At 71.0% G+C, this 21,325-nt stretch carries 22 protein-coding genes and 1 pseudogene; 12 read left to right on the forward strand and 11 right to left on the reverse strand.

Annotation, left to right across the window (positions count from 1 at the left end; all coding sequences use genetic code 11):
* Window positions 1-171: 171 nt before the first annotated feature.
* Entirely contained in the window at window positions 172-813 is a 642-nt protein-coding gene (locus tag ABD329_RS03215) for an MBL fold metallo-hydrolase (protein WP_198277498.1), read from the reverse strand.
* Window positions 814-919: 106 nt separating this feature from the next.
* Between ABD329_RS03215 and ABD329_RS03220 the strand changes: the two genes are divergently transcribed.
* Window positions 920-1,345 carry a MarR family winged helix-turn-helix transcriptional regulator gene (locus ABD329_RS03220; protein WP_198277497.1) on the forward strand — a complete coding sequence of 142 codons (426 nt, stop codon included), beginning with the start codon at window positions 920-922 and terminating at the stop codon, window positions 1,343-1,345.
* Between the two features lie 174 nt (window positions 1,346-1,519).
* On the forward strand, window positions 1,520-2,905 hold the full coding sequence (locus ABD329_RS03225; protein WP_198277496.1) for a 3-phosphoshikimate 1-carboxyvinyltransferase: 1,386 nt from the start codon (window positions 1,520-1,522) through the stop codon (window positions 2,903-2,905).
* Here ABD329_RS03225 and ABD329_RS03230 read toward each other — a convergent pair whose 3' ends face one another.
* Window positions 2,906-3,877 (reverse strand): LysR family transcriptional regulator, encoded by a 972-nt coding sequence (locus tag ABD329_RS03230; RefSeq protein ID WP_198277495.1) that lies wholly within the window; start codon window positions 3,875-3,877, stop codon window positions 2,906-2,908. It abuts the gene before it with no gap.
* A gap of 198 nt (window positions 3,878-4,075) precedes the next feature.
* On the opposite strand from ABD329_RS03230, the gene ABD329_RS03235 reads away from it, so the two are divergent.
* Complete coding sequence (locus tag ABD329_RS03235) at window positions 4,076-4,297, forward strand: hypothetical protein (protein ID WP_344315920.1); 222 nt, start codon at window positions 4,076-4,078, stop codon at window positions 4,295-4,297.
* Between the two features lie 258 nt (window positions 4,298-4,555).
* Here the strand turns inward: ABD329_RS03235 and ABD329_RS03240 are convergent, their stop codons facing one another.
* Complete coding sequence (locus tag ABD329_RS03240; protein ID WP_425574279.1) at window positions 4,556-5,530, reverse strand: endonuclease/exonuclease/phosphatase family protein; 975 nt, start codon at window positions 5,528-5,530, stop codon at window positions 4,556-4,558.
* Between the two features lie 208 nt (window positions 5,531-5,738).
* On the opposite strand from ABD329_RS03240, the gene ABD329_RS03245 reads away from it, so the two are divergent.
* Window positions 5,739-6,689, forward strand: coding sequence for an aminoglycoside phosphotransferase (locus ABD329_RS03245; protein WP_198277492.1), 951 nt, complete (start codon window positions 5,739-5,741; stop codon window positions 6,687-6,689).
* On the opposite strand, the gene ABD329_RS03250 is transcribed toward ABD329_RS03245, so the two are convergent.
* From ABD329_RS03250 to ABD329_RS03270, 5 genes are all read right to left on the reverse strand, one after another.
* A complete protein-coding gene (locus ABD329_RS03250; protein ID WP_198277491.1) occupies window positions 6,658-7,539 on the reverse strand; it encodes a fructosamine kinase family protein in 882 nt (293 codons plus the stop codon). The genes ABD329_RS03245 and ABD329_RS03250 overlap by 32 nt on opposite strands.
* A complete protein-coding gene (locus ABD329_RS03255; protein ID WP_198277490.1) occupies window positions 7,536-8,000 on the reverse strand; it encodes a low molecular weight protein-tyrosine-phosphatase in 465 nt (154 codons plus the stop codon). The genes ABD329_RS03250 and ABD329_RS03255 overlap by 4 nt, the downstream gene beginning before the upstream one ends.
* A 66-nt stretch (window positions 8,001-8,066) precedes the next feature.
* A complete protein-coding gene (locus tag ABD329_RS03260) occupies window positions 8,067-8,408 on the reverse strand; it encodes a hypothetical protein (protein ID WP_198277489.1) in 342 nt (113 codons plus the stop codon).
* A gap of 87 nt (window positions 8,409-8,495) precedes the next feature.
* The gene (locus tag ABD329_RS03265; protein WP_198277488.1) at window positions 8,496-9,683 is read right to left on the reverse strand and encodes a GDSL-type esterase/lipase family protein; all 1,188 of its coding nucleotides are present in this window, start codon (window positions 9,681-9,683) and stop codon (window positions 8,496-8,498) included.
* A 69-nt stretch (window positions 9,684-9,752) separates the two neighbouring features.
* A complete protein-coding gene (locus ABD329_RS03270; protein ID WP_198277487.1) occupies window positions 9,753-10,322 on the reverse strand; it encodes a TetR/AcrR family transcriptional regulator in 570 nt (189 codons plus the stop codon).
* 71 nt (window positions 10,323-10,393) lie between these two features.
* On the opposite strand from ABD329_RS03270, the gene ABD329_RS03275 reads away from it, so the two are divergent.
* Entirely contained in the window at window positions 10,394-10,885 is a 492-nt protein-coding gene (locus tag ABD329_RS03275) for an FBP domain-containing protein (RefSeq protein WP_198277486.1), read from the forward strand.
* Window positions 10,886-10,922: 37 nt separating this feature from the next.
* On the opposite strand, the pseudogene ABD329_RS03280 reads toward ABD329_RS03275, so the two are convergent.
* Window positions 10,923-11,395 (reverse strand): annotated as a pseudogene (locus tag ABD329_RS03280) (spore-associated protein A); the annotation flags it as partial.
* Between the two features lie 378 nt (window positions 11,396-11,773).
* Between ABD329_RS03280 and ABD329_RS03285 the strand changes: the two are divergent.
* The 4 genes from ABD329_RS03285 to ABD329_RS03300 all read left to right on the forward strand — a co-directional run bounded on the left by ABD329_RS03285 (window position 11,774) and on the right by ABD329_RS03300 (window position 15,641).
* Window positions 11,774-12,013: a hypothetical protein gene (locus tag ABD329_RS03285; RefSeq protein WP_198277484.1), complete on the forward strand. Its 240-nt coding sequence runs from the start codon at window positions 11,774-11,776 to the stop codon at window positions 12,011-12,013.
* Between the two features lie 155 nt (window positions 12,014-12,168).
* Complete coding sequence (gene tap / locus ABD329_RS03290) at window positions 12,169-14,379, forward strand: telomere-associated protein Tap (RefSeq protein ID WP_344315922.1); 2,211 nt, start codon at window positions 12,169-12,171, stop codon at window positions 14,377-14,379.
* A gap of 8 nt (window positions 14,380-14,387) precedes the next feature.
* Complete coding sequence (gene tpg, locus ABD329_RS03295; RefSeq protein WP_198275826.1) at window positions 14,388-14,942, forward strand: telomere-protecting terminal protein Tpg; 555 nt, start codon at window positions 14,388-14,390, stop codon at window positions 14,940-14,942.
* Window positions 14,943-14,987: 45 nt separating this feature from the next.
* Complete coding sequence (locus ABD329_RS03300; RefSeq protein WP_198275825.1) at window positions 14,988-15,641, forward strand: class I SAM-dependent methyltransferase; 654 nt, start codon at window positions 14,988-14,990, stop codon at window positions 15,639-15,641.
* Between the two features lie 80 nt (window positions 15,642-15,721).
* On the opposite strand, the gene ABD329_RS03305 is transcribed toward ABD329_RS03300, so the two are convergent.
* A complete protein-coding gene (locus tag ABD329_RS03305) occupies window positions 15,722-16,609 on the reverse strand; it encodes an NAD(P)-dependent oxidoreductase (RefSeq protein ID WP_198275824.1) in 888 nt (295 codons plus the stop codon).
* A 56-nt stretch (window positions 16,610-16,665) separates the two neighbouring features.
* Here ABD329_RS03305 and ABD329_RS03310 point away from each other — a divergent pair, with 56 nt between their 5' ends.
* Entirely contained in the window at window positions 16,666-17,016 is a 351-nt protein-coding gene (locus tag ABD329_RS03310; protein ID WP_138913065.1) for a winged helix-turn-helix transcriptional regulator, read from the forward strand.
* A 154-nt stretch (window positions 17,017-17,170) separates the two neighbouring features.
* On the opposite strand, the gene ABD329_RS03315 is transcribed toward ABD329_RS03310, so the two are convergent.
* The gene (locus ABD329_RS03315; RefSeq protein ID WP_198275823.1) at window positions 17,171-17,752 is read right to left on the reverse strand and encodes a TetR/AcrR family transcriptional regulator; all 582 of its coding nucleotides are present in this window, start codon (window positions 17,750-17,752) and stop codon (window positions 17,171-17,173) included.
* Between the two features lie 80 nt (window positions 17,753-17,832).
* Between ABD329_RS03315 and ABD329_RS03320 the strand changes: the two genes are divergently transcribed.
* Together ABD329_RS03320 and ABD329_RS03325 are read left to right on the forward strand one after the other, a co-directional pair.
* A complete protein-coding gene (locus ABD329_RS03320; RefSeq protein WP_344315923.1) occupies window positions 17,833-18,756 on the forward strand; it encodes an NADP-dependent oxidoreductase in 924 nt (307 codons plus the stop codon).
* A 150-nt stretch (window positions 18,757-18,906) separates the two neighbouring features.
* A complete protein-coding gene (locus tag ABD329_RS03325; protein ID WP_309142644.1) occupies window positions 18,907-21,255 on the forward strand; it encodes an MFS transporter in 2,349 nt (782 codons plus the stop codon).
* Window positions 21,256-21,325 lie beyond the last annotated feature (70 nt).

A 21,325-nucleotide genomic window follows, 5' to 3' on the forward strand; every position in this document is an offset into this window, starting at 1 on the left:
GCCGGCCGTACGGCATGGTGGTCAGGCGTGCTTCACCGTGACGCCGTACAGCGCGACCTCGCCGTAGTTCGAGTCGTCCGAGCCTCAATTCATTCCGATGGAGCTTCGCGTACGACTCACCAGCGCGCCGCCCGCGGGACTGTCGGGCTAGCGGGACCGTCGGGCCGGAGCTCAGCCGATGTCGACTGAGGCGCCCGCGGTCAGCCCGTGGTAGCGGGCGCCCGTGCCGGGGCCGTTGGCGCCAAGGAACCCGCCGACCATCGCGTTGCCGACGTCGTTGAGGGCGCCGTCGTGGATGGCGTAGGCGTCCCGTGGGGCGACCTCCCGCACGTAGTCGATCAGCTGCCCGGTGGTGGACCAGGGGCCGTGCACGGGCAGCAGCAGGGTGTCGACGGCGGCATCCGGGACGGTGAGCGCGTCTCCGGGGTGGAAGAGGGTGTCGTCGATGAGGAAGCCGACGTTGCCGACGGGCGGGACGTCGGGGTGGATGGGCGCGTGCCACGTGCCGTAGACCCTCACCTCGAAACCGGCCGCGGTGAAGGACTCGCCCTCGCCGACGGTGGTGACCCGGGTGCCGAGGCCGGCCAGCTGCCTGGCGACGGAGGTGTTGGTCCAGATGCGCAGGGCCGGGTTGTTCTCGGCGGCCTCGCGGAGTGCCTCCTCGGAGAAGTGGTCGAAGTGTTCGTGGGTCACCAGGACCGCGTCCGCGCCGTCCAGCGCGTGCGGTTCGGTGAGGCCGCCCGGGTCCACGACCAGGCGGCGGTCGTCCTTGTCGATGCGGACGCAGGCATGGCCGAACTTGGTGAGCCGCATGGTGGGTCTCCTTGATCCATGACCGAAACTGTACAACCGGGTTGTGTAAATATACTGTACAGCATGGTTGTACAACCTGCCTTTATGATCTGGATAGGGTGGGGCCATGGAAGACGACGCACTGGCTGAAGACCTGCGGCAGGCGGTCGGCGAACTCGTCCGCGCCGTACGGGCCGCCGACACCATGCCCTCCGGAGCGGCCGCCATCCTCGGTCACCTCGACCGCGGTGGCCCGCAGACCACGGCCGACCTCGCGCATCGGCGCGGGGTGACCCATCAGTCGGCCGCCAAATCCGTCAAGGAACTGCTCGGCGACGGTCTGGTGCGCACCGAGCCCCACCCCAGTGACGGCCGCAAGCTGCTGCTGCACATCACCGATACCGGCCGCGCCCGTCTCCGGCGGGAGCGCGCCCAGCGCGCCGGCTGGCTGGGCGCCGCCATCCGCGACACGCTCAGCGCCGATGAGCAGCGGCAACTGCGGGACTGCGTACCCCTGCTGACCCGTCTGACCGCCCGCATCGCCGAAAGGTGACCGTGGGGGGGATGTGCCGGGGTTCGGCATCTTCTGGGGGCAATGGGTTGTATCCCGGAGGGAGATGCCTGGCATAAGCAATTCGGGATTTTCGAGCGCGCCGTGCGGTGGCTAGCGTGAACCTCGACGCCGCGAATGGTGGATTCGAGTGAACGGGTGGATCGGAGGAGTGGGATGCGACTGCTCGTGAAGCGGTCATCCGAGCGGGTCAAAGGGCAGATAGCCGTTCCGACCTCGAAATACCACGCGCATCGCGCCCTGATCCTGGCGTCGCTCGCCCCCGGGACCAGCCGCATCGTAGGGCTGTCGAACGCGCAGCACATCCGGCACACCATCACCGCGCTGCGCGGCCTCGGTACGCGGATCGAGGTGGACGGGGACGACTTCCTCGTGCACGGGGGTCCGTACCGTCCGCTGCGATCACACGTCTCGGTGGGCGGCGCGGGCACGGCGCTGTATTTCCTCACCGGGCTCGCCTCTCTCGCGAGCGCGCCGGTGACCGTCGTGGGGCAGAAGTCCTTCCCCCGGCGTCTGATAGGCCCGCAGCTACAGGCCCTGTCCGATCTCGGTATCGACCTCGATTCGCCCACCGGCGGCCCGCCGATTTCCGTACGGCCGCGCCGCCCGAAAGGGGGCCACGCGCGTATCGAGGGCATTCTTTCGCAGTGGATTTCCGGATTGCTCATGGTGGCGCCGTTCGCGACCGGACCGAGCGCCATCACCGTGGAGGGCGAGTTCAACGAACGCGCCTATGTGGATCTGACGGTCCGGATGATGCGGCGGTTCGGGCTGCGGGTCGATGTCTCCGCGAACGGGCGGCGGTTCGACATCGAGCCCGGCCAATGCCCCACCCCCGCAACGGTGGTGCTGCCCCCCGACGTCGGCGCCGCCGCCTTCGGCCTGGCCGCGACGGCGCTGCACCCGGCCGATGTGCTGTTCCGGGGGCTGCCCGCGCTCCCCGCGGACCAGCTGGACCATCCCGAGGCGGATCTGCTGGACATCGTCGCCGGGATGGGCCTGCCGATGACGGCCGACCCGGCGACCGGCATGGTGCGCGTCCGCCACGACGGGATCAGGCTGCGCCCCGCCCGGATCGACTGCCGGGCGGTGCCCGACACACTGCCCGCGCTGTCCGTGCTCGGGGCGCTGGCGGACGGCACCACCGTGTTGGACAACGTGGCCCATGTCAGGCTCAAGGAGTCGGACCGGGTGGAGGCGATGCTTCAGCTCACCAGGATGGGTGCCCGGATCGAGCAGCGCGGGCAGCGACTGCTCTGCCACGGTGTCGAGCGGCTGACCGGGGCCGAGTTGTCCTCGTTCAACGACCACCGCGTGCTGATGTCGCTGGCCGTCGCGGGCACGGCGGCCGACGGTGAGACCCGGCTCACCTACCCGAACGCCTACCGCGGCTCCTACCCGCGCTTCCTCGAGGAGATGAACGGCATCGGCCTGAACATGTCGGTGGAACGGGAACGGGAACGGGAACGGGAACCAGAACGGACGCCGGACCGGAGCGGCACCCGGGCCTCCGCCCCCGCCCTCGCCGCGCCCGCGAACTGATCACCCGCCGGGCCGCGCACCCCGCGGAGGACCGGGGCCGTCGTGCGGCCGGTCCGGAAGGTCGGTGGCGCACAGGCGCAGGACCCGCTCCCGCAGCCATCGGTGGGCGGGATCGACGGTGTTCCTGGGATGCCAGTACATCGACTCGACGAGCCGTGGCAGCGGCACATCGAGCGCCACGGTCCGCAGGCCGATACTCGGGCCGAGCTGGTCGAACAGGCGCCGCTGTATCACCGCGACCATGCGGGTGCCGGGGAGCAGACAGGCCGCGTTGGTGAAGTTGTCGGTGGCGGCGACGGCCCGGAGGGGCAGGCCGAGTTGGGTGAGCACCGTGTCGGCGATCGTGGGCTGCGGCCCCCCGATCTGGACGTACGGCAGGGTGCAGAGCTGATCGGAGGTCAGGACATCACCGACCTCGGGGTGGTCCTGGTCCACCACGGCCACGAACTCATCGGTGAACAACGTGGCGCTGGAGAACGTCTCCAGCTCCTTGTCCTGGATCATGGGCGGCCAGATGACCAGATCGCACTGGCCTCTGCGGAGCTGGTCGACCATGCCGTGGTTCAGCGGGGCGACCTTGATCTGCACATGGGGGTAGGCGGTGTCGATCTCCCGCAGCAGCGGCCGCAGCAGCACGATGGCCACATAGTCGCTGGCGGTCACGGTGAACACCCGGCGGTCGGTGGTCGGGTCGAAGGCCGCGTTGGCGCCCACCACCTCCCTGATCGCCTCCAGCATCTCCGTGACCGGCTGGACCAGCGACTCCGCGAAGGGAGTCAGCACCATGCGGCGGCCGTCCCTGACCAGCAGCGGCTCATTGAAGTGACGGCGGAGCTTGGCGAGCGAGGTGCTCATCGAGGGCTGGGTGACCTCGACGCGCTCCGCGGCCTTGGTCACACTCCGTTCCATCAGCAGGGCGTGCAGCGGGACCAGGAGGTCCATGTTGAAGTTGCTGAGGGATGGTGGTGGCATCGCTCTGAGTCCTCGTCATGATCGGGCCGGAATGGGCAGCCGAGGCGAGTCCTGTCCGAGCAGGATTCCGGTTCGCGGCGCGTGACGACGGAACCGTACTACGGATGGCACCCCGGCGCAGACGCATGCGCCGGGTGCCACTCCATGCGGAGTTGACGAGGAGTCAGGACATCAGGACGAAAGGACCAGCTTGGCCTTGTGGCCGCTGACCGACCGCACCCCGTGCTCAGGTTGTTGAGCCTGACGGTGCCGCCCGGGCTGGTGCTGCCGCTCAGGTGCGCGCCGCCCGTAGTGGTGGCCGCCATCTTCACGGACCGGGAGCTGATGTGGGTGATCCGCAGCTTCCCGAACCCGAACCGGTGGCTGTCGACCTTGATGCTCGTGGGCCTCGACACGGTGACCTTGCACCGCCCGTCGTAGCAGGGCCCGTGGGCGGCGGCCTGCGCCACCGGCGACATCAGGCCGAACGCCAGCGTGCCGGCCAGAGTCGTGGTCACCGCGGCCGTCGCGGTCCTCCAGCGCATACCGGTACTCATCAGTGGAACCTCCTGGGTGGGGAATGCGTGCGCGGCATTTCTCACCCCCGGGACCCGGGGCCCGGGACCGCTCCCGAGGAGACGGCGCGATGGAGGAGGCCCCGCGCTGTGATGGCGGGGGCGCCGGACCGGGCTCCGGTCGTCACCCCCATGCGATCCGAGCGGCGACCGGCAGGTGGTCGCTGCCGGTGGCGGGCAGGGCGCGGATATGGCCGACGGTTGCCGAGCGGGCCATGACCTGGTCGATCCGGGCCAGCGGGAAGCCCGCGGGGAAGCTGAAGGCGAACCCCCGCTCCGCCACGTTCATCCGCGAGGTCAGCGGGGCCAGCCCACGGTCGTCGACCGTGCCGTTGAGGTCACCCAGCAGGACCACCCGATCGCGCTTCTCGGCGGCGATGGCCGCACCCAGCAGACCGGCGCTCTCATCGCGCCAGGAGGACGCGAGGCCACTCGCCCGGATGCGCACCGACGGCAGATGTGCGACATACGCCGCGATCTCGCCGTGCGGTGTGTGGACGGTGGTCCGCAGTCCGCGATTCCACCCCTCCGCGATCCCCTGGGGTTTGATGTCCAACGGCCGGGCGCCGGTGAGCGGATGCCTCGACCAGAGTCCGACCGTGCCCCGCACGGCGTGGTACGGATAGTCCGGGGCGAGGGTCTTCTCATAGACCGGCAGCGCCGTGGGCACCAGCTCCTCCAGCGCGATGAGATCCGGCTCGCCCTCGGCCAGGGCGCGGGCCGTACCCGCCGGATCGGCGTTCTCATCGCTGACGTTGTGCTGCACCACCACCAGGTCACCCGGTCCGGGCTCCGCCCCGGGCAGGTACAGTTCGCCGAAGAGACACGTCCACGCCGCCACCGGCAGCACCAGCGCCACCAGCGCGAGGGCCGAACGGCGCAGCAGAGCCAGGCCGAGCAGCACCACGACCACCACGCCGAGCCACGGCAGGAACGCCTCCAGCAAACTGCCCATGTGCCCCACCGAGTTGGGCACCGCCCGGTGGAACGCCAGCAGCCCGGCCATCAGCACCGCCAGTACGGCGAGCACCCGTCCCCGCGTCCAGGGCGATCCGCCGCGTACGTCCCCGCTCGCGTCACCCCACCGGGCCCACCGCATCAGCCGACGCCTGGCCCGCCGGGCCGCTCCCGCCCGCACCGGCGCCGTCGTACCGCCGTCCACCTGCTCCACCATGGCTTCCCATCCGTGTGATCCCGCACCCCAAGACGGGCCACCAGGCGCATCGGTTTCCGTTCGCGGGGTGGCGGCACGGAGTCGATGGAAATTCCGGTGACGGCGGGCCACCCGCTCCCTAGGATCGGGCCCTGTGCTCTCCCGTCCCTCCTTCATCGGCGACGAAGCGATCGCGCGGGCCGTGGCCGCGCATTGGCTGCCGGAAGCCGCCGAGGCCACGTATCTGCCCTGGGGTTTCGGCGCCCACCACTGGCGGGTGGCCGGTGGCGGCACGACCCTGTTCGTGACGCTGGATCAGCTGGAGCCGCGGCACACCGAGGCGACACTGGAGGCCGCCTACGCGGGCGCGGCGGCACTGGCCGCGGCCGGTGTGGACGTGGTGTGCGCGCCGTTGCCCACCCGGTCCTCCGGCCGGTTCACCGTCGGCCTCGAGGCGGGTGCGCTCAGCGTGACGCCGTGGCTGGACGGGCGCAGCCCCACCGAGGAGGAGGCGAGTCGGCCCCCGCATGTCCGCGAGGTCGAGGCCGCGCTTGCCACGCTGCACCGGGCCACCCCGCCACCCGGTCTGCGGCACTGGACTCCCCAGGTCGGCCCCGGGTTCGCGGGCGAGCTGCGGGTCCGGACCGCGCGCCCCTGGACATCCGGCCCGCTGGCGGAGGAGGCGCGGGCCGCCATCGCCGCACACGATGCCGCGATCACCCGATGGACGGACCGCTACCTCGAACTCGCGGACCTCGCCGACTCCCGCCGGGACCAATGGGTGACGACCCACGGCGAGCCGCACAACGACAACCAGGTCGTGGGCGCGTTCGGGCTGAAGCTCGTCGACTGGGAGTCGCTGGCCCTCGCGCCACGCGAGCGGGACTACGCCGATCTGCTCGCGGCCGGTGCGGGCGACCGGCTGCGCCCCGACCCGGCGATGGCCGAGCCGTTCGCGCTCGACTGGCGTCTCTCCGAGATCGCCGAGTACGCGCGCTGGTTCGCCGCCCCGCACACCGGCACGGACGACGACCGCACCGCCCTGGAAGGGCTGCACGAGGAATTGCGGCAGGTCACCGCGCCAGGGCGGCCCGGGCCACGGTGACCGCCTGCCCGGCGTAGCCGCGGCCGAACAGCACGGTGTGCACCAGCAGCGGGAAGAGCTGGTGCAGTCCGACGCGGTCGGCCCAGCCCTCGGCGAGCGGTGCCACCTCCTGGTAGCCGTCCAGCACCTGGTCGAGATGCGGGCAGCCGAACAGGTGGAGCATCGCCAGATCGGTCTCCCGATGGCCACCGTGGGCGGCCGGGTCGATCAGCCACGCCTGCCCGTCGGCGCCCCACAGCACGTTGCCGTTCCACAGGTCGCCGTGCAGCCGCGCGGGTGGCTCGGCGGGTCCGGTCAGCTCGGGCAGCCGCTCACACGCACGCTCGATCACCTCGGCCTCGCCGTGGCGCACCGTGCCGTCGTCGACGGCGCGCCGCAGATAGGGCAGCACCCGGTGGTCGGTGTACCAGCGCGGCCAGTCGGTGCCCGTGACATTGCGCATCGGGGCCATGCCGATGTACGCGTCCGTGGGGCCGTCGGGCGGTGGGGCGCCGAACGCGGGCGCGCCGACGGCGTGCAGGGCGGCGAGGTCACGGCCGAATCGGGCCGCCGCCCGGGCGCTCGGCCGCCCGACCGGCACCTGGTCGGTGACCAGCCAGTGCCGGTCGTGGCCGTGCACCGCCGGAACGCGGACCGTACCGGCGTCGGCCAGCCAGCGCAGCCCCGCCGCCTCGGCCTCCACCGCGCCCGGATCGTCACCCCGTTTGACCATCACCGTCTGCCCGCCGTCGAGGGTGACCTCGGTGAGCATGGCGGACAGCGGCCGCCGCCGGGTCGCCGGACGGCCGGTGAGGCGGGCCGCCGCGGCACCGGGGTCCTCGCCCGTCCCGGCCTCGGCCCCGGCGCTCATGAACCGAGGCGCTCGCGCACCCGGGCCAGCAGGCCGGGCACCGAGGCTTCGATCATGGCCAGCACCTCGTCGAACCCCTCCGGGCCGCCGTAGTACGGGTCGGGTACGTCCAGGTCACCGGTGGCGTCCGGGTCGAAGGACCGCAACATCCTGACCTTGGACGGATCGTCGACCAGCCGGCGCAGCGCCTTCTCGTGGCCGCGGTCCATCGCCAGGAACAGCTCGGCATCCGCGTGCTCCGCACCGATCTGGGCCGCGATGTGTTCGACCGGGTAGCCGTGCCGTGCCAGCAGCTCACCGGCCCGTTCGTCGATGGGCTCACCGGCGTGCCAGGGTCCGATACCGGCGCTGCTGACCCGTACCGCGTTGTCCAGCCCCGCCCGGCGCAGATGCTCGGCGAAGACCAGTGCGGCGGACGGCGACCTACAGATGTTCCCGCTGCAAACGAAGCAGATGTGCACGGCCACCAGGGTAGGGCCTGGCGCCGCGGTGGCGCAGCGGGCGGGCCGCCCGGGGAAGCCCCCGGATCACTCCGCCCATGGCTTGTCCACCAGCGGTGTCCGGAGCCACCCCACACCTCCGGTGCCCTCATCGGGCCTCAGCTCCAGCATGTGGCCACCGGGCCGGTCCGAGGCCCGCGCGATCGCGCCCACCAACCGCTCGGCGAGATCGGGGCCCTCGGCGTCGTCCATGTCGTCGACCGGCGCACCGGCCCGTACGTCCTGGCGGACCTCTTCACCGCTGTGGAGGGTCAGGATCAGGTGCTGGGGTGTCTTCCTGTCCCATCTGACCTGCTCGATGGTGTCGGCGCGCACCATGCGGCCGCCGAACGTCGCGCTGTTGACGCGTACCCACACATCGGGCGTCATCGCGGCCCTCCCTCGCACGGGTGCCGATGCCTCGTTCCTTCCCGTTGTACCGGACGGGGCCCGGCTTGTAGCGGACGGGGCCCGGCGTCAGGCGCTGTGGTCCGCGAACGGGCCATCGGCGGCGAAGGCCAGCGTGGCGAAGCGTTCCCCGATACGGCGGTGGGTGGCCGCGTCCGGGTGGAGCTCGTCGGGCAGCGGCAGTTCGGCGGCGTCGGCCTCGCCGTAGAGGTCGCGGCCGTCCAGGTAGTGGAGGTGGGGGTCGTCGGCCGACCGCTGCTCGACGATCCGGGACAGCTCATCCCGGATGACACCCAGCGTCAGCTTCCCGGCGGCGCGCTCGGCGGGGTCGCCGGTGGCCAGGAACCGCAGCCTTCCGGAGCCGAGCGCATGGAAGTCGAAGGCCGCGGGGCCGGGCGTGTCCTCGTGGATGGGGCACAGGATGGAGGAGACGACCAGCAGGGGCGTGGTGGGATGCCCCTCCCGGATCGTGTCGAGGAAGCCGTGCACCGCCGGGCCGAAGGCGCGCAGCCGCATCAGGTCGGCGTTGACCACATTGATGCCGATCTTGACGCTGATCAGATCGGCGGGGGTGTCGCGCATCGTGCGTGCGGTGAACGGGTCGAGCAGGGCGCTGCCGCCCAGGCCGAGGTTGATCAGTTCCACGCCGCCGAGGGAGGCGGCGAGCGCGGGCCAGATGGCGGTGGGGCTCGCGGCGTCGGAGCCATGGCTGATCGAACTGCCGTGGTGCAGCCAGACCTTGCGGCCCCGGTCCGGTACGGGCTCGACGGGGGCGTCGGTGCGCAGCGCGACGAGCTCGGTGGTCTCGTTGTGCGGCAGCCAGATCTCGATGTCCTTGACGCCGTCGGGCAGGTCGGCGAAGCGGAGGGTGCCGGCCGGGCCGGGGTGGCTCTCGGCGGTTCCGGTAGCCAGGTCGATGGCCAGGGTGTTGCCGCCGGTCACCGTGGACTGGGCGGTCAGACGGCCGTCGACCAGCAGGTCGTAGACGCCGTCCGGGCGGGGCGGGGCGCCCGCGTAGACCCGCTTGGTGGGCAGCGTGTCCAGCTCGACGGCGGTGGCCCGGGTCCGGAAGACCAGCCGTACGCCGGACGGCTGGGCCTCCACCATGGCCAGCTGCCCATCGGCGCACTGGGCGCGGGCCCAGGCGGGCAGCCGGTGCGGCAGCAGCCCGTGCGCGGTGCGCTCCAGATCGAGGGCGCCCCGCAGGATGTCGGCGGTGATGGGCGTGGTGATCCAGTGGTGCTCGGTGGTGTGCATCGTCCCAGCCTGTTGTTCAGGGATGTGTGGATGGATGGCGCGGACCCGCGATGAGGGATACGCGCCGCGTCAGGGCGCGGGCCAGTTCCGCAGCAGGGCGTCGAGGGCGTCCAGGGCCCGCGACCAGCTCTCCTGGCTGTCGGGGGCGCTGTGGCTGAATCCGCCCGCCATCTCGAGGCTGACGTAGCCGTGGAAGACGCTGCCCAGCAGCCGGACCGCATGCGTCTGGTCCGGTTCGGCCAGGTCGTAGCCGCGCAGAATCGCCCGGGTCATCTGGGAGTGTCTGACCCCGGCGCTGGCGGCCGCCGTCTCCGGGTCGAGCCTGAGCCGGGCGGCGGTGTAGCGGCCGGGGTGCTCGCGGGCGTAGTCGCGGTAGACATTGGCGAAGGCGGTCAGGGCGTCCTTCCCGGCCCGTCCCGCCAGGGCGTCGGCGGCCCGGTCGGCGAGCTCCTCCAGGGCGAGCAGGGCGATCCTGGTCTTGAGGTCCTGGGAGTTCTTCAGGTGCGAGTAGAGACTCGCGACCTTGACGTCGAACCGTCTGGCCAGCGCCGACACCGTCACCTGGTCGAAGCCGACCTCGTCGGCCAGCTCCGCCCCCGCCTGGGTCAGGCGTTCCGTGGTGAGTCCTACCCGTGCCATGCCCCTCCTCTCCTCGGCCAGAGCCGATTATGCATTTGCCTAAACCCTTTAGGCAAATTAGCGTGCGCTTTATGAAGCCGATGACTGAGCAAGAGATCCGTGCCGCGTTCGTGAACTGCACCAAGGGCGAGACCAAGCGCCTGTCCGTGCCGCGCGATCTGGCCGACCGGCCCTGGGACGACCTGGACTACCTCGGCTGGCGAGATCCGCAGGCCCCCGACCGGGCCTATCTGGTCACCGTGCTGGACGGCCGCCCCACCGCCCTCGCGCTGCGCTGCCCGGGCCCCGCCTCCTGGCAGGCGCGGCGCAGCATGTGCTCGATGTGCCTGACCGCCCACACGGGCGGCGTGTCCCTGATGGTGGCGCCGAAGGCCGGGAAGGCCAGGAAGCAGGGTAACTCGGTGGGCGCCTACATATGCAGCGACCTCGCCTGTTCGCTGTATGTGCGGGGCAAGAAGGACGCGGGCGCCGGATCGCGCCCGCAGGAGTCGCTCACCCTGGAACAGAAGATCGAGCGGACCGTGGCGAACGTCGCCGCGTTCCTCGCCAAGGTGACCGCGTAGCTCGTATCGCCGGGGGCCCGGCACGGCCCGTTCGACGGCGGTGCCCCGCACGCCACGGCGTGCGGGGCACCGAGTGGGACGCGGACGTCAGCCGCAGTTGGTGTTGGCCTTCTCGAAGCGCACACCGTCGATCCAGCCCCACCAGTCCACGCAGGTGCCCCGCGCGTCGGTGTAGATGGGCCCCGCGTAGGAGCGGTAGTCGCCGCTGTCGTAGATGTTGTGGATCTCCGTGTCGCTCCGCGAGAGGTAGATGGTCATCGGAACCGGCTCACCGGCGACGTTCCGGATCGCGACCAGGCAGTTCTTGCCCGTGGCGGAGCTGTAGGTGAGATACGCCGTGCCCTTGTCCCCGACCTCGGTGGAGTTGACGACCGTGTAGCCGGAGCCGCAGGCGCCGTTGTACGCCGCGTGCGAGGGCGCTGCGGAGGCCGTGGGCGCGGCCACCATGAGGGCGGCGGCGCCGGTGCCGGTCACTGCCGCGACGGCCAGGGCGCGCTTGATGTGCGTCATGGGTGGGTCCCCGTTCGTGTGGTGTCGGTGTTGTCCGTCGAAGTGCCGTGGGTGGATTTCCCGGTCATTACGACCCGTCACCCGGCCCTTGAGTTGTCCCCGTGGCCGTTACGGCTCTGTCCGCACTGTCACCAGCGTGTAACGGGGGGCTCGCGCAAGAAACGCAAACCGAAAAGATCCTGACGCCCATCGAGCCAACAGTGGAAGAGATATCGAATGTTGTGGTGTTCCGGTGGAGGGGATGGGGGTGTTCTCTGGTCCTTCTTCGGCGCTTTCGCCGGATGCGCTGTCGTTGCTGGATGTGGGCGTCCCCGGCGGTGCTGCCCATGACGCGTCTCTCATAGACTGTGCCGGTCCCCAAGTTGATCGGAGCACCGTATGCGTCGCCTTGCCGCCGCCCTTTTGGTAATGACCGCTTTTGCCTCGCTCGCCGGCTGCGCGCAGGATTTCGACCGGGGCCCTGACGGGCAGGTGTCCGACAAGGTCAAGGACGGGAAGAAGTTCTACTTGGTCGTCAAGCCGACCAAGGGGGGCGAGGAGAAGAAGTTCCGCGTCAGTAAGTACGACTATCACGACTGCAATCGGGGCTCGAAGTACCCCAAGTGTGTTGACGATTAATCAATTTCTCTTCACCGGCGACCTCGTCGTCACCACCGATCGCCGGGTCGGCCGTCCCCTTCGGCCGACCCGTTTGCGATAGGAGTGATTGAGCGTGCGATGAAGCGTGCGCCGCGCAGAGCGATTGGGATAGGGTCGGCCCGGAGGTGAGCCCTGTGCCCGCTGAGGACGAGTTGTTCAGCGCTGTCGACGCGCTGCTGGAGCAGGTCGTCCAGGACGATCTGCCGACACCCGCTGAGCGCAAGAGGCTGCGTGAGGCCGCGGGGCTGAGCCAGGGCGAGGTCGCCAGGGCGCTGGACATCCGCCGGGAAGCGGTGGGTAATTGGGAATCCGGCAAGACCGAGCCGCGACAGCCGAAGCGCGCCGCCTACGCCCGGCTCCTGAAGGGCCTGGCCGCCCGCTTCCCCGCCCCGGCCGCGGACGAGCCGGGTCTCCCCGCCCGGGCTGCGGATGAGCCGGGTCTCCACGCCCGGGCTGCGGATGAGCCGGGTCTCCACGCCCGGGTCGTGGAAGCGCCCGGGGCGACCGCCCCACCGGACGCCACCCGGCGCCCCGCCACCGCAGCGGCCCCGCCACCGCAGCGGGTCCGCTCACCGCGCCCGGCCGCGTCGCGGCGCCCGGCCGCGCGGCGACCCGAGACAGCGCCAACCACGGCGGGGACCAAGACCGCCCCCGCCGCGGACCCACGCTTCGCCAACGGCCCGCTGGCGGTCGTGGACTTCGCGGAGGGCCGGCTCGCGGCGTACTGCCCCGGCGGTCTGATCCTGGACCCCCCGGCCAAGTCCCTCCCCGCCCTCGTGGAGTGGACCCTGGCCGAGGCGCGGCTGGGCGCGCCACGGCTGAACCGCAACGGCAGGGACGCCGACCCGGTGCTGGTGCTCACTGACGCCGCCGCCGTGCGCTTCGGCCTCCCGGCCCGGCTGACCGACGAGGAGCGGCGGGCCGGTCGGCTGTCCGAGGGCCACAAGGTCCTCAAGCAGCTGGAGAAGGCCGACTGGCGGCTCACCCGGCGTGGACTCGGCCCCTGGGCGCGCATCTACCGCCCCGCCGAGGGCTCGCGGCGCGCCTGCGTCCAGCTGTGCGTCCTGGGCTGGGACGCCCTCGACACCCGCTCCTGGGGCGAGGCCGCGCAGCTGCCGCCCGCCGATCTGGCGCAGCTGCTGGGCACGTACGCCGACCGCGTCATGACCCCCTGCGGCTCCACCGCCGTCACCGGCCTGGAGCTGATGACCGCCCTGCACCCACCCACCCGCGCCGGTGAGCCGGACAGCGGCGGACGACGGCACAGCGAGCACAACCCGGGCTCGCTGGGCACCCAGCCGGTGCGGTGCGCCCCGCCCGAGGCCCCGGACGGCCACCCGCTCCTGGCCGACCTGCCGCGCTTCCACCAGCGCACCCCCGAAGAGGTCCTGGTGGAGGAGGCGTACGACTGGGCGCGGCCGCTGACCGACGACGAGTGCGCCAAGCGCTACGTGGTGGGCATCGACGTCAACATGGCCTTCGCCGCGGCCGCCAACGGCACCGTCTTCGGCCTCGGCGCGCCCGTGCACGCCGAGCGACCGCCGTTCGATCCGAAGATCCCCGGCTCATGGCTGGTGGACCTCTCCCACATCGAGCTGGATCCGCGCCTGCCGAGCCCCTTCACCCCGACCGGGGAGCGGCCCTCGGGACCCGCCTGGTACGCCACGCCGACCGTCGCCTACGCCGTTGAACTCGGCTACGGCGTCGCCCCCGTCGAGGCGTACCTCCGCCCGGACAACGGCCGCTATCTGGATGCCTGGTACACCCGGCTGCGGGACGCCTATATCGCCACGATGGCCGACCTGGGGGTCACCGCCGGGATGGAGCCGGGGGAGTTCCTGACCGCGATGGAGGACCACCGGCGGGCCGACCCGCGGATGGCGATCGTCCTCTCCGCCATCAAGGCGACCGTCAAGGGCGGCATCGGCAAGCTGCGCGAACGCCCCCGTGGCGGCGGCTGGCGCCCGGGTCAGCCCTGGCCGGCGCTCCAGCGCCCGACGTGGCGGCCCGACATCCGCGCGGCGGTCATCTCCAAGGCGCGGATCAATATGCACCGCAAGATGCTCAAGACGGCGGCGGCCACCGGCCAGTACCCGGTGGCGGTCCTCTCCGACTGCGCCGTCTACCCCTCCGACGGGCCCGGCCCGCTGGACTTCCTGCCCCACAAGGACGGCAAACCACTGCCGGGCGGCTTCCGGATCGGGGTGAGTCCGGGAATGGTCAAGCACGAGGGCACCCAGACGACCCTGTGGGCCGAGGGCGTACGCGAGGAGCACGGCGATGACCTCAACCTCGCCCGGTACATCAAGGACGGCCACGTCACCGCGCCGGACAACGGAGAGTAGGGGCGACGATGGGCAAGCTCGCGGAGAGCCTGGACAAGGCGGTGGAGGGCTCCTTCACGCGTCCCATCCCCAAGTCGGCCGGTGCGCGGATGCGGTATCTCGTCAAACAGCTCAAGGGCACCCGGCCGGTGGCCGACCTGCTCGGCATCTCCCAGCGCACCGTCGAGCGGTACGTCAAGGACCAGCTCAAGCGGCCCCGTAAGTCCCTCGCCACCCGCATGGAGCGCGAGGTGAGGAAGCGGTGGCAGCCGCAGGTGCGCACCAGGGCCAAGAAGCAGGCCGCCACCACCGGCGGCATCGTCCTCGACACCCGCGCCCGCTTCGGCTTCACCGCCGCCCCCGGCACCACCGACGACGCCCGGCTGCGCCACATCACCCAGGCGCTGCCGCCGCGGTACGCCGCGCGCCTCTTCGACGCACGGGAAGAGGGCGCCGCCGAACAGCGGCTCCGCGACATCGCCGCCGAGGGCCTCCAGGAGATCTACTTCAAGGACCGCGGCCGCCGCGCCCAGGGCCTGCTGGTGGAATTCACCGACATCGACTACATCGAGATCGACCTGTAGAAGCGGCCGTCGGACTCTGTCGGTGCTCCCGGCTACATTCGCCACATGACTGAGCCCTCCTATCTCGCCGCCGTCCGGGAGTCCTACGACACCGTCGCCACCAGCTACGCCGAACGCGTCAAGAACCCCACCGAGCTGGACCCGCTGTCGCGCGGGATGCTGGCCGCGTTCGCCGAGCTCGTACGGACGGACCGGCGTGGCCCGGTGGCGGACCTGGGGTGTGGGCCCGGCAAGGTGACGGCACACCTGGCCGGGCTGGGGGTCTCCGCATTCGGCATCGACGTGTCGCCGAGGATGGTCGAGCTGGCCCGAGACGCTCATCCGGACCTGCGGTTCACCGTGGGGTCGATGACCGCGCTCGAGATCGGGAACGACGAGCTCGGTGGCATTCTGGCCTTCTACTCCACCCACCACACCCCGCCGGAGCTGCTGCCCGTGGTGTTCGCCGAGTTCCATCGCACCCTGGCGCCCGGCGGACACCTCTTGCTGGTCGGCTACGTGGGGGACGACGAGCTGCTGCGTCCGACGCGGGCGTATGGCGGCCATCCCGTGTCGTACTCATCCCATCTGCTGCCACCGGACCGGCTCGCCGAACTCCTGGACCGGGCCGGGCTCGCCGTCACCGCACGACTGGTACAAGCACCGCACGAAGGCGTGAAGCGGACGGTCGCCAGCTTCATGGCCCGTAAGCCGGAATGACGCGGTCAACGGTTGGCGACGATGGCCAAGGCGATCCTGAGACGGCGAGCCGCCGGCGTGGCACCTCGGACTGGCGAGCGTCAGTGGCGGCCAAGCACCTCGGCCACGCGGATGAACCCGTCCGTCCCGTGGCCCAGCCCGATGGCGCGGCGCGTCATGCCCTCGGCCGCGCGCATCACCCCCGCGTCGATGCCGTGCCCCTCGGAGGTGTGAACGATATGGGCCATGGACGATGCGCCCGAGGTCATCGGGTTGACCTCACCGGAGAAGGTGCCGCGGTCCATCTCCTCCGCGGTCTCTTCGAATTGCGGCGGAAGGATCGCGCCGATGCCCTTGGCGAAGGGCGCCAGCTCCCGGGCGCTGATCCCCTCCGCCCGCGCCACCGCCAGGGCGTGCGCATAGCCCGCCATCGCCGTCCAGAAGATGTCGAGCAGCGCGATGTCGTACGCCGCCGCCCGGCCGATGTCCTCGCCGAGGTGGGTATGCGTACCGGGCAGCGCCTCCAGCACGGGCCGGTGCTCCTGGTAGAGCTCCGCCGGGCCGCTGTGGATGAACACCGCGGCAGGCGTTCCGATGTCGGTGGTCGGCGTCATGATCGCACCGTCGAGGTATCGGATGCCATGGTCGGCCGCCCAGCCCGCGGTGTCCCGGGCCCGTTCCGGAGTGTCCGCGCTCAGGTTCACCACAGTGCGCCCCTTGAGCGCATCGATGACCGCGTCCCGCCGAAGGATCGCGTCCGACGCGTCGTAATTCACCACACACACCACGGTCAACGCGCTTGCGGCGACCGCCTCTTCCGCCGAGGACGCGCCCACCGCGCCCCGCTCGATCAGCTCCCGGTCCTTGCCCGGCGTCCGGTTCCAGACCGTGATCCGCAGCCCGGCGTCCAGGAACGCATCGGCCAGGGCGCGGCCCATCGGCCCCAGACCGAGCACGGTGACGGCAGACTGTTCGGAGTAGACGGACATGACTCAACCCCCATATGGATATACGCGTACATAGCGCAAAGGAAAAAAGAGCGAAGATGACACGCAGCCGTGCTCAGGACACCAATGTCTGCGGAGTGACCGCCGCGATCTCCGTGATCGACGGCAAGTGGAAGACCGCCCTGCTCTGGGCGCTGGAGTCCGGCCCTTATCGCCCCGGTGAGCTACGCCGGCGATTGCCGGGCCTCAGCGAGAAGGTTCTGACTCAGGCGCTCCGGGAGATGGAGACGGACGGGCTGGTGCACCGGGAAGTCCACGATGTGCTGCCACTGAAGACCGTGTACTCCCTCACCCCGTTCGGCCGCGACCTCTCCCAGGCGTTGGCCCCCCTGTCCGATTGGGGACACCGTCGCCTGGAGAAGCTGGCCGAGGCCCAGTCGGCACCCTGACGCAACGCCACCTCCGTGTCATCCGATCCGGCGGCCCTCCGACCGCCCACCACCAGATTCGCCCGGCCGAGCGTCGGTGCCAAGTACCCACAAATAAGTGGGTACGGCGGATGACACGGGACCGGTAGGCGAAGGTCCCGATGACCCCGAGCGGTCAGGTCGTCTTTCGCGTGGACAGGACGGCGGCCTGTACCTCGCTGAGGGCCTGTCGGGCGACAGCGCTGAACTCATCGGTGTTGTCCAGGTCGCTCCAGCGCTCGTAGGCGATCTTCAGGGCGAGTGTTCCCAGCTCCGCGGTGACTCGGGCCATGAGGGCGGGTGCGCCACGGTGCGCTATGGCCCGGGTGATCGAAGCGGTGAGGTTCATGCCCTTCAGGGCCTCACGCTCCTGGAGGTCGGGATGGGCGTCGATCACCGCTCGTCTGCGGACGGCGAATGTGCGATGGGCGGGCGTGAAGACGTTCCGCCCGAGCGCGTCGAAGCCGGACACCACCGCTTCGAGCGGGTCGGCCCCGGCGGGCGCCGCCGCGATCGCGGTGGTGAGGTGCTCGGTCAGTGGGTCCTCGCCGAAAAGTACCTCCCGCTTGTCCTGGAAGTGCCGGAAGAAGGTGCTCTTCGCGAGTCCGGCGCGCTTCGCGATGTCGAGCACGGTCGTGCTCTCGTAACCGCGCTCCGTGAACAGTTCGAGGGCGGCTTCGGCGAGCCGTCGCGATGCGTTGGGTTCCCAGCGAGCCATGAACACAGCTTACGGGACTTGGTCTCGTCATCCGGTAGGGTGATAGGACCAAGTCCCATCACTGGCCGTGGAGGCACGTTATGAGCCGAGCCGTATCGCACCAGACCTTCGGAGGCCCCGAAGTACTGGAGCTCCGCGAGGTCCCGGAGCCGCACGCGGGAGCGGGTGAGGTCCGCGTGCGTGTGAGCGCCGTCGGCCTCAACCCCATGGACTGGATCCTCACCTCGGTGCCGGACGTGGCGGAACGGTTCGGCATCACGCTTCCGTCCGGCTTCGGCACCGACTTCGCCGGCACCGTGGACGAGGTCGGTGAGGAAGTCTCCGGCTTCGCCGTGGGCGACCGTGTTTACGGAGCCGCGACGGGCCGGGCCGCCGCCGACTTGGTGGTGGTCGACCCCTCCGGTGCGGATACGCTCCGTCGCACTCCGGCGGAGATCGGCGACGAGGTCGCCTGCACGCTCGCGGTGGCGGGAATGACCGCCCCGGCGGGGCTCGCGGCGGCCGACGTGAAGGCCGGCGACACCGTCCTGATCGGGGGCGCCGCCGGCGGTGTCGGCGTGTTCGCCGTCCAGCTGGCCAAGCTCGCCGGTGCCCGAGTGATCGGAACCGCCGCCGAAGGCACCTTCGGCTTCCTGCGGCAGCTCGGCGCCGAACCCGTCACCTACGGCCCCGGCCTGGAGGGCCGAGTGCGCGGGGTGGCTCCCGACGGCGTCAGCGCGGCGACCGACCTGTTCGGCACGGAGACGGCCGAGGCGGCGCTCGCGCTCGGCGTCCCCGCGGAGAGGATCTCCACGGTCGCCGCCGGACCCAACCCGCCCGGAGGTGTGCGCCCGACCGGCGGCACGAACGCGCGCCCCGAGGATCTGAAGCGGATCACCGACGCCATAGTCGCCGGTGAGATCACCGTGCCGATCGCCGCGACCTTCCCCATCGAGCGGATCCGCGAGGCCGTGCGACTGCAAGCCGGACGCCACGTCCACGGAAAGATCGTGGTCAACCTCTGAGCCCGCTATTGGTACGCGGCCCGGGGCCCTCGTGGCCATGTGGTGCCAGGCCATGTGGTGCCAGGCCATCTGGTGCCACTTGGCGACGGGACATTTCGGGATTAGCTTGGTTGATATCAAGCAACCAACTCCCGACGGGAGTGATGCTCGGTGGGTTGGACGACCGAGCGGCGTACGGCCGGAGCCGAAGGGGCCGTACCGCCCTGTGACGACAGTGGCCCGGGGCCGCGGTACAAGTGGATCGCGCTGTCCAACACCACGCTGGGCGTCCTGATCGCGACGATCAACATCTCGATCATGCTGATCGCGCTGCCGGACATCTTCCGCGGCATCGGCGTGGATCCGCTGCGCCCCGGGAACACCAGCCTGCTGCTGTGGCTGATCATGAGCTACATGGTGGTCACCGCCGTGCTCGTGGTGAGCTTCGGGCGGCTGGGGGACATGTTCGGCCGGGTGCGGATGTACAACCTGGGGTTCGCGGTCTTCACCGTGTTCTCCGTACTGCTCTCCGTGACCTGGATGCACGGCACGTCCGGCGCGCTGTGGCTGATCGGGATGCGGGTGTTGCAGGGCGTGGGCGGCGCCATGCTGATGGCCAACTCCAACGCCATCCTCACCGACGCCTTCCCCGCCGACCAGCGCGGTCTCGCCCTGGGGCTGAACCAGGTGGCGGGCATCGCCGGATCCTTCATCGGGCTGATCCTGGGCGGGCTGCTCGGCCCGCTCAACTGGCACCTGGTGTTCCTGGTCTCCGTCCCCATCGGGCTGTTCGGCACGGTCTGGGCGTATCTGAAGCTGCGGGACACCGGTGTGCGCACCCCGGCCCGGCTGGACTGGTGGGGCAATCTCACCTTCGCCATCGGCCTGATCGCCGTGCTGTCCGGCATCACCTACGGCATCCAGCCCTACGGCGGCCACACCATGGGCTGGGGCAACCCCGCGGTGATCGCCGCGATTGCCGGGGGAGTGGCGGTGCTGGGCGTGTTCTGCCTGATCGAGAACCGGGTCGCGCAACCCATGTTCCACCTGGGCCTGTTCCGCATCCGCGCGTTCACCGCCGGGAACGTGGCCAGCCTGCTGGCGGCGCTGGGGCGCGGTGGCCTGATGTTCATCCTGATCATCTGGTTGCAGGGCATCTGGCTGCCCCGTCACGGCTACGGCTTCGAGGAGACCCCGCTCTGGGCGGGCATCTACATGCTGCCGCTGACCATCGGCTTCCTGATCGCGGGCCCCTTCTCCGGCTGGGCCTCCGACCGGTTCGGCGCCCGTACGTTCGCCACCGGCGGGATGCTGCTGGCCGCCGCCACCTTCGTGGCCCTGGAGGAGCTGCCGGTGGACTTCGGCTATCCGGTGTTCGCCGCGATCCTGCTGGTCAACGGAATCGCCATGGGGCTGTTCAGTTCGCCGAACCGGGCGGCCATCATGAACAGCCTGCCGCCGGATCAGCGCGGGGTGGGCGCCGGGATCAGCACCACGTTCCAGAACTCGGCCACCGTCCTGTCCATCGGCATCTTCTTCTCCCTGATGATCGCCGGGCTCGCCGGTTCGCTCCCCGGCGCCCTGACCCACGGCCTGACCTCGGAAGGGGTCCCGGCCGGTGATGCGGCCAGGGTCGCCGCCCTGCCACCGGTCGGGGTGCTGTTCGCCTCCCTGCTCGGCTACAACCCGGTGAAGACCCTGCTGGGGCCGCAGGTGCTCGACCATCTGCCCGCCCACCACGCCGCCTATCTCACCGGGCGCGGCTTCTTCCCGGCGCTGATCTCCCCGCCGTTCTCCCAGGGCCTGTCCGCCGCGTTCGACTTCGCCATCGCGGCGTGTCTGGTGGCCGCGGTGGCGTCGTTGCTGCGGGTATGTGCACGGGGGCGGGCCCTCCGGGCCATCGCCACCATCGCCACCCGGCCGAGGGCCGGGACCACCCACCGAGGAGCCGAGATGACCGCGCTCGACCCCACCACCCCGGGCCCGGCTACTCCAGACCCGGCCACTCCGGGTTCCGCCACTCCGGGTTCCGCCACTCCGGGGCCCGTAACCCCGACGCCCGCCGCGCCGGAATCGGTGGAGCTGGCCGAGCGGCTCCGTACCACCCTCCAGTACCTGCTCCCCGCCCTGCGGGGCGCCCGGGGCGAACACGGCGACCTCACCCCCAGCCGCCAGGCGGCCCTGGCGGCGCTCGCCACCCATGGCTCGATGCGCATCAGCACCCTCGCGACCCGACTGCGCATCGCCCTGCCGACCACCTCCCGGATGGTCGAACTGCTCGACGCCTCCGGCTGGATCGAGCGCACCCCCGACCCCGAGGACCGCCGCGCCAGCCTGATCACTCTCACCGACGCCGGCCGTGAACTCCTCAGCGCCGTGCGCCACGAGGCCGCCGCCCGGCTCGCCACGCGTATCGACAAGCTGAGCATCGAGGAGCGGCGGACGCTGGCCGCCGCGCTGCCCGCCTTGGAATCCCTGGCCGCCGACGACTCCGCCGCGGGTGCTGATCCGGAGCGGTAGGAGACCCCGAACCGATGGCTCGCGGAGCGGGTGGCCGACGACCTGGGACGCGGTACCCGCGGTGTCGGCG

Origin of the sequence: Streptomyces javensis (assembly GCF_039525925.1) — a bacterium.
Taxonomy (GTDB): domain Bacteria; phylum Actinomycetota; class Actinomycetes; order Streptomycetales; family Streptomycetaceae; genus Streptomyces; species Streptomyces asiaticus.

Bases quoted from the DNA above. Each gene is read 5' to 3' on its own strand.
- ABD329_RS03215 (WP_198277498.1), bottom strand. From the start codon at position 813: ATGCGGCTCACCAAGTTCGGCCATGCCTGCGTCCGCATCGACAAGGAC.
- ABD329_RS03220 (WP_198277497.1), top strand. From the start codon at position 920: ATGGAAGACGACGCACTGGCTGAAGACCTGCGGCAGGCGGTCGGCGAA.
- ABD329_RS03225 (WP_198277496.1), top strand. From the start codon at position 1,520: ATGCGACTGCTCGTGAAGCGGTCATCCGAGCGGGTCAAAGGGCAGATA.
- ABD329_RS03230 (WP_198277495.1), bottom strand. From the start codon at position 3,877: ATGCCACCACCATCCCTCAGCAACTTCAACATGGACCTCCTGGTCCCG.
- ABD329_RS03240 (WP_425574279.1), bottom strand. From the start codon at position 5,530: ATGCGGTGGGCCCGGTGGGGTGACGCGAGCGGGGACGTACGCGGCGGA.
- ABD329_RS03250 (WP_198277491.1), bottom strand. From the start codon at position 7,539: ATGAGCGCCGGGGCCGAGGCCGGGACGGGCGAGGACCCCGGTGCCGCG.
- ABD329_RS03260 (WP_198277489.1), bottom strand. From the start codon at position 8,408: ATGACGCCCGATGTGTGGGTACGCGTCAACAGCGCGACGTTCGGCGGC.
- ABD329_RS03265 (WP_198277488.1), bottom strand. From the start codon at position 9,683: ATGCACACCACCGAGCACCACTGGATCACCACGCCCATCACCGCCGAC.
- ABD329_RS03270 (WP_198277487.1), bottom strand. From the start codon at position 10,322: ATGGCACGGGTAGGACTCACCACGGAACGCCTGACCCAGGCGGGGGCG.
- ABD329_RS03275 (WP_198277486.1), top strand. From the start codon at position 10,394: ATGAAGCCGATGACTGAGCAAGAGATCCGTGCCGCGTTCGTGAACTGC.
- ABD329_RS03285 (WP_198277484.1), top strand. From the start codon at position 11,774: ATGCGTCGCCTTGCCGCCGCCCTTTTGGTAATGACCGCTTTTGCCTCG.
- tpg (WP_198275826.1), top strand. From the start codon at position 14,388: ATGGGCAAGCTCGCGGAGAGCCTGGACAAGGCGGTGGAGGGCTCCTTC.
- ABD329_RS03300 (WP_198275825.1), top strand. From the start codon at position 14,988: ATGACTGAGCCCTCCTATCTCGCCGCCGTCCGGGAGTCCTACGACACC.
- ABD329_RS03305 (WP_198275824.1), bottom strand. From the start codon at position 16,609: ATGTCCGTCTACTCCGAACAGTCTGCCGTCACCGTGCTCGGTCTGGGG.
- ABD329_RS03310 (WP_138913065.1), top strand. From the start codon at position 16,666: ATGACACGCAGCCGTGCTCAGGACACCAATGTCTGCGGAGTGACCGCC.
- ABD329_RS03315 (WP_198275823.1), bottom strand. From the start codon at position 17,752: ATGGCTCGCTGGGAACCCAACGCATCGCGACGGCTCGCCGAAGCCGCC.
- ABD329_RS03320 (WP_344315923.1), top strand. From the start codon at position 17,833: ATGAGCCGAGCCGTATCGCACCAGACCTTCGGAGGCCCCGAAGTACTG.